Origin of the sequence: Streptococcus oralis (assembly GCF_001578945.1) — a bacterium.
Lineage (GTDB): Bacteria > Bacillota > Bacilli > Lactobacillales > Streptococcaceae > Streptococcus > Streptococcus oralis_Q.
In genome coordinates this window covers 220,502-225,393 of sequence record NZ_KQ969552.1, presented here as the reverse complement: position 1 = coordinate 225,393, position 4,892 = coordinate 220,502, and the positions used below count along the sequence as shown (strand labels likewise).

General features: G+C 40.0%; 9 protein-coding genes. 6 read left to right on the top strand and 3 right to left on the bottom strand.

Annotated features, from left to right (window positions below; translation table 11 throughout):
* The 4 genes from SORDD16_RS06510 to SORDD16_RS06495 all read left to right on the top strand — a co-directional run.
* The coding region (locus tag SORDD16_RS06510; RefSeq protein ID WP_241734023.1) for a hypothetical protein at positions 1-421 on the top strand (421 nt) is incomplete at its 5' end.
* Positions 415-729, top strand: coding sequence for a hypothetical protein (locus tag SORDD16_RS06505; protein WP_061452794.1), 315 nt, complete (start codon positions 415-417; stop codon positions 727-729). The genes SORDD16_RS06510 and SORDD16_RS06505, both read left to right, overlap by 7 nt.
* A 97-nt stretch (positions 730-826) precedes the next feature.
* Positions 827-1,618: a DUF2785 domain-containing protein gene (locus SORDD16_RS06500; RefSeq protein ID WP_061452793.1), complete on the top strand. Its 792-nt coding sequence runs from the start codon at positions 827-829 to the stop codon at positions 1,616-1,618.
* A gap of 110 nt (positions 1,619-1,728) precedes the next feature.
* Positions 1,729-2,397, top strand: coding sequence for an MIP/aquaporin family protein (locus tag SORDD16_RS06495; protein WP_061452792.1), 669 nt, complete (start codon positions 1,729-1,731; stop codon positions 2,395-2,397).
* 96 nt (positions 2,398-2,493) lie between these two features.
* Here SORDD16_RS06495 and trxA read toward each other — a convergent pair whose 3' ends face one another.
* The 3 genes from trxA to SORDD16_RS06480 all read right to left on the bottom strand — a co-directional run bounded on the left by trxA (position 2,494) and on the right by SORDD16_RS06480 (position 3,524).
* On the bottom strand, positions 2,494-2,808 hold the full coding sequence (trxA, locus tag SORDD16_RS06490; RefSeq protein ID WP_061452791.1) for a thioredoxin: 315 nt from the start codon (positions 2,806-2,808) through the stop codon (positions 2,494-2,496).
* 15 nt (positions 2,809-2,823) lie between these two features.
* Positions 2,824-3,045, bottom strand: a complete 222-nt coding sequence (locus SORDD16_RS06485) for a DUF4649 family protein (protein WP_009730461.1) — start codon at positions 3,043-3,045, stop codon at positions 2,824-2,826.
* A 98-nt stretch (positions 3,046-3,143) separates the two neighbouring features.
* On the bottom strand, positions 3,144-3,524 hold the full coding sequence (locus SORDD16_RS06480) for a MarR family winged helix-turn-helix transcriptional regulator (protein ID WP_061452790.1): 381 nt from the start codon (positions 3,522-3,524) through the stop codon (positions 3,144-3,146).
* Between the two features lie 195 nt (positions 3,525-3,719).
* On the opposite strand from SORDD16_RS06480, the gene SORDD16_RS06475 reads away from it, so the two are divergent.
* A complete protein-coding gene (locus SORDD16_RS06475; RefSeq protein WP_061452895.1) occupies positions 3,720-4,094 on the top strand; it encodes a CidA/LrgA family protein in 375 nt (124 codons plus the stop codon).
* Positions 4,091-4,786, top strand: a complete 696-nt coding sequence (locus SORDD16_RS06470; RefSeq protein ID WP_061452789.1) for an LrgB family protein — start codon at positions 4,091-4,093, stop codon at positions 4,784-4,786. The genes SORDD16_RS06475 and SORDD16_RS06470 overlap by 4 nt, the downstream gene beginning before the upstream one ends.
* Positions 4,787-4,892: the final 106 nt, after the last annotated feature.

Below are 4,892 nucleotides of genomic sequence, written 5' to 3'. Positions count from 1 at the left end.
ATCAATGGACAAACTAGAAGAAATCCAAGTGAAAATAAAAAAGCAAGAAGAGGGACTTTGGTCCTTGGAGGATGACTATAGAACTGCTAAGAAGAAAATAGCAGAGTCTTATGAAAGTTTGGATCATAATCGCTCTCAGTTGACAAGACTATATGAGGAGTTTGAGAATATTGCTTATGATTTTGGTAGACAGAAATCTGGAGATGATGAGGAGCACCACCAATTTCTGATGTTATTAGAATCTTATTCAAGTGAGACGAGTAGTGAGTATCTTCGTCAGTATGCTAAAATAGAGGCAAAAGATGAAGAATTGCAGACTCAGTACCGAAAAGAGCGCTCTCGCTTAGAAAAAGAGTTAGAAGAGAGTTATAGTCAAAGAAAATACTTATATGAGTTAGAAAGGGGGCAGAAGAAATGCTAGTGGATTTAGTCATAGATGCTTTGATTGGACCTATGTCAGAATCAGCCAGACGAGAAATCAAAAAAACATTGGAAAGAGCGGCTATCAAAGCCTTTTGTGCTCCTCCGATAATATCAGGGAGAAAAGATATTGTAGATAAGTATGATGAGGAGATAGGGGTTCTTGCTATGACAAATAAAACTGCTGTAACGACTTTAGCAGTTCAAATGGATAGCTCAATTAATGGGTTGGGACAAAAAGCAATTAGCGAGACTATTAGTAAAAATAGTACATCTTTTGAAGATTTAACTCCGAAAAAGAAAAAATAGTGCTTTAACTATGCCATGTTCCTTTCCAAATATTCCTATTCAAAGTCATCTGCGGATGGCTTTTTGATAAGTTACTAGAAATGTAGAGGTGCTAGAGATGCGTCAAGAATTACAAAGAAAAGTGATAGAAGAAAAACCAAGCTATAGTCGAGAAGAAATTCAGTGGTTGCTTGAGCATTTAGGAGATCCCTCTCCAGAAATTCGAGACGAACTTGTTTTTACGAGTTTGGCTAGAGGGATTCAAGAAGAGTTGTTTTCCCTTGAGCAGTTTCAGTTTATCTCAGAAGAGGTCTCCTCTGATGAAGGTCTATACAAAGAGATTGATAGTAGAGGAGTTTCGGCTCTTAAACGTTCTTTTAGCGCACTTATTTATGCCAATCTTTTGTCTGCAGATGGTAACGAGCACTCTCTTTTCTATAAAGGATTAAAAGCTGATATAAGAAATGCTATGCTATCTCAAGGTTTGTATTACCTAAAAAAAGAAAAGGATACGACAGGATTTTCAAGTCAGTATGGTTGGGTTCACGCTTTTGCGCATGGAGCGGATCTCTTGACTGAAGTCGTTTGTCATCCAGATTTTCCTAGTAACAGAGTTTATGAAGTATTTGATGTACTGGGTCAACTATTTAAAAGAATTCCCATTCGTTTTACAAATGATGAGGATTGGCGGTTAGCGAGAGTACTTTATGAACCTATTTTGCAAGGAAAATTAGAGCAGGAACAAGTAGCTTCTTGGATAAAAACTGTTGACTTTCCGATAGAAGACAGGGAAGATTTTTATAAATTTTCCAACTTCAGATCCTGTCTGTTGGAAGTCTATATCCAACTTGACCAGAAAAATAGTTTACAAGATGCCTTGAAAGAAGCCATTCAATCTTTTCAGTACTAAGTTCAAGCGAGTCGTTTCATAATTTTCAAAAAACTTTCCAGTCAATTTTCTTGAAACCCTTTCCTTCTTTTGATAGACTGGTACATAGTTTTGAAAAAAGGAGACTTATCATGAAAAAATTTGTGGCTGAATTAATCGGTACATTTATGCTTGTGTTCATCGGAACAGGAGCTGTTGTTTTTGGAAATGGTGTTGAAGGTTTTGGACACCTTGGAATTGCTTTTGCATTTGGTTTGGCAATCGTAGTTGCAGCTTACTCAATTGGGACTGTTTCAGGTGCTCACTTGAACCCAGCGGTTTCGCTTGCTATGTTTGTAAACAAACGCTTGTCATCTTCAGAGCTTGTAAACTACATTCTTGGACAAGTAGTTGGAGCTTTCCTTGCGTCAGCTGCAGTATTCTTCCTCTTGTCTAACTCAGGTATGTCGACTGCTAGTCTTGGCGAAAATGCCTTGGCAAACGGTGTCACTGTCTTTGGTGGATTCTTGTTTGAAGTCATCGCAACTTTCTTGTTTGTCCTAGTTATCATGACTGTCACTTCAGCAAGCAAAGGTAATGGCGCAATCGCTGGTTTGGTAATCGGTTTGTCATTGGTGGCCATGATCCTTGTGGGATTGAACATCACTGGACTTTCAGTAAACCCAGCTCGTAGCTTGGCTCCTGCTGTCTTGGTAGGTGGCGTAGCCCTTCAACAAGTATGGATTTTCATCCTTGCCCCAATCGTTGGTGGTGTTCTTGCAGCTCTTGTTGCTAAAAACTTCCTTGGAACAGAAGAATAATTGAAACTCAAAAAGCCTTGCTCCTCAGTTTGAGGAATAGGGCTTTTTCTATGAAAACAAAAAAGCACTCCCGTTTGGAATGGGAGTGTTTCGTGATTAGCTCAATTCAGCAACGATGGCCTTGATTTGTTCCGCAGTATGAACACCTGCAACTTGTTTTACCACTTGGCCGTCTTTTTTGAAGAGAAGGGTTGGGATAGACATGATTCCAAAAGTACGGGCTGTGTTTGGATTTTCATCTACGTCCATTTTAACGATTTTCAAGACATCTTCTGAAAGTTCTTCAGATAATTTGTCCAAGATTGGACCTTGCATACGACATGGACCACACCAAGTTGCCCAGAAGTCTACCAAGACCAAACCGTCTTTTGTTTCTTGTTCAAATGTTGCATCTGTAATTGCTTTTGCCATTGTATTTCTCCTTTTTTAGTTATATTGGCTTAGATCTTGTTTCATGAGATAGAAGAAGACATCTCCATAAGTCCCATGGTAGTCCAAATCATGACCATTGTAGGTTAATTTTTGAACTGGGTAATAGTCTGCGACACCGATAAGGCAGGCTTGTTGAGAACGTTCAAAGTCTTCATAAGACTCGAAAGTCATGGTTCTCTCTTGCTTGCTGGCGTCTAGGTAGGTAATTTCGATCATATAAAACTCCTTTATTCGATCTTGACTTCATTGTACTCCTTGAAAATAGGAATGTCAAGAAAAATGATTGCGCACGCAACTTTTTTAAAAAATCCTGATTATGAAATGAAATCAAGACTGGTTTCCAGTCTTTCTTCGACGGCCTTTTGTAGATAAGCTAGGGTTGTTTGTCCCTCGTCAGTCAGGCAGATAAAACTAGCTCGTCTATCCTGATCGCAACATCTGCGACTAAGTAAACCGCAGTTTTTCTCTTCTAATCTAGCCACCATTCGAGAAACAGCGCTTGGGCTGAGATGGAGTTTATCTGGCAGGTCAATTTGTCGTAGAGATTTTTCTTGGGCTAGATCCAGATAGTAGAGCAGGTAAAACTCTTTCAAGGTCAGACTTTGCTCGCTTTGCTGGGCAATGGTTTCTTCTAATAAGGCTTCCATTTCCTTTTGACGGCGGTTGTAGTCAAACCACTTTTCCAAATAGGTCATTGCTTTCTCCTTTCTTTTCAAAGTTAAATCACAAAGTCATTACTGACTGTCTTTGCAACACAAGATGATTGCGCATGCAATGATTATACTACTTTTAGCTAATCCTTGCAAGAAAGAAAAATTTCGATATTTCCTTGAAATTTTCTGAAAAAAGAGTAAACTGGTATGCAAGAATTCTATTTCAAGGAGTTTGAGATGAAGTTATATGTTCAATTAATGATTCTCTTTGTGATTTCTCTTATCGGAGAGGGGATTTCCAGTTTCTTTCATCTGCCCATCCCAGGCAGTATTATCGGTTTGATTATTCTTTTTCTAGCCCTACAATTCAAGTGGCTGAGAACGAGGCATGTCAATATGGTGGGGAATTTTCTGCTGGCTAATATGACCATTCTCTTTTTGCCGCCAGCAGTGGGTATCATGGAAAAGTTTGATGTGATTGCCCCTTATCTCCTGCCTATCGTTTTGATTGTCTTTTTTGCAGCTGTCATCAATATTATCCTCATAGCTCTAGTGGTTCAGTTTATCAAGCGACGTTTTGAGGGAGATTATGAGAAAGGAGAAGCCAAATGAGCGAATTTGTATCCAATCCTCTGTTTGGGATTGCATTATCTATCCTAGCTTATCTAGTGGGAATGCTGATTTACAGACGTTTTCCCCATCCTTTGACAACACCTTTGCTTTTGTCGGCAATTTTTATTATCATCCTTCTTAAGGCGACGGGTATTTCTTATCAAGATTACTACCAAGGTGGCGTTTATCTGAACAACTTGATTGTCCCATCGACCGTGGCTCTAGGGATTCCGCTTTATAAGAGTTTTCACTTGATGAAGCACCATGCTCGGAGTATTCTCTTTGGTAGTCTGTTAGCAGTAGTTGTCAATACTAGCTTCACTGCCATAGTAGCGAAAATATTTGGTATGGACTTTTTCCTAGCCATTTCCCTCTTTCCCAAGTCAGTGACAACCGCCATGGCAGTGGGAATCACAGAAAAATTGCAAGGTTTAACAACTGTAACCTTGGTCGTCGTAGTGGCCACTGGGATTTTGACCAGTGTTATCGGACCAACCCTTTTGAAGTGGTTGAAGATTGATGATCCAGTGGCTGCTGGGCTGGCTCTTGGTGGGACAGGTCACGCAGTCGGAACGGGAACAGCCTTTCGATACGGCTCGGTAGCAGGAGCCATGGGTGGTTTGGCTATCGGTGTCACTGGTATTCTCTATGTATTTGTCAGTCCCATTGTAGCCAGTTTGATATTGAGTTAAAGAAAACCCCAGCTTGGCACTGCACCCCCAAAGTGGGACAGAAGAAAACACGTTTAAGCGGCCAGTTTTCTGTAATCTACAGGAGACAGGTCGTTTAATCTTTGTT

Bases quoted from the DNA above. Each gene is read 5' to 3' on its own strand.
- SORDD16_RS06480 (WP_061452790.1), bottom strand. From the start codon at position 3,524: ATGACCTATTTGGAAAAGTGGTTTGACTACAACCGCCGTCAAAAGGAA.
- SORDD16_RS06495 (WP_061452792.1), top strand. From the start codon at position 1,729: ATGAAAAAATTTGTGGCTGAATTAATCGGTACATTTATGCTTGTGTTC.
- SORDD16_RS06485 (WP_009730461.1), bottom strand. From the start codon at position 3,045: ATGATCGAAATTACCTACCTAGACGCCAGCAAGCAAGAGAGAACCATG.
- SORDD16_RS06500 (WP_061452793.1), top strand. From the start codon at position 827: ATGCGTCAAGAATTACAAAGAAAAGTGATAGAAGAAAAACCAAGCTAT.
- SORDD16_RS06475 (WP_061452895.1), top strand. From the start codon at position 3,720: ATGAAGTTATATGTTCAATTAATGATTCTCTTTGTGATTTCTCTTATC.
- SORDD16_RS06505 (WP_061452794.1), top strand. From the start codon at position 415: ATGCTAGTGGATTTAGTCATAGATGCTTTGATTGGACCTATGTCAGAA.
- trxA (WP_061452791.1), bottom strand. From the start codon at position 2,808: ATGGCAAAAGCAATTACAGATGCAACATTTGAACAAGAAACAAAAGAC.
- SORDD16_RS06470 (WP_061452789.1), top strand. From the start codon at position 4,091: ATGAGCGAATTTGTATCCAATCCTCTGTTTGGGATTGCATTATCTATC.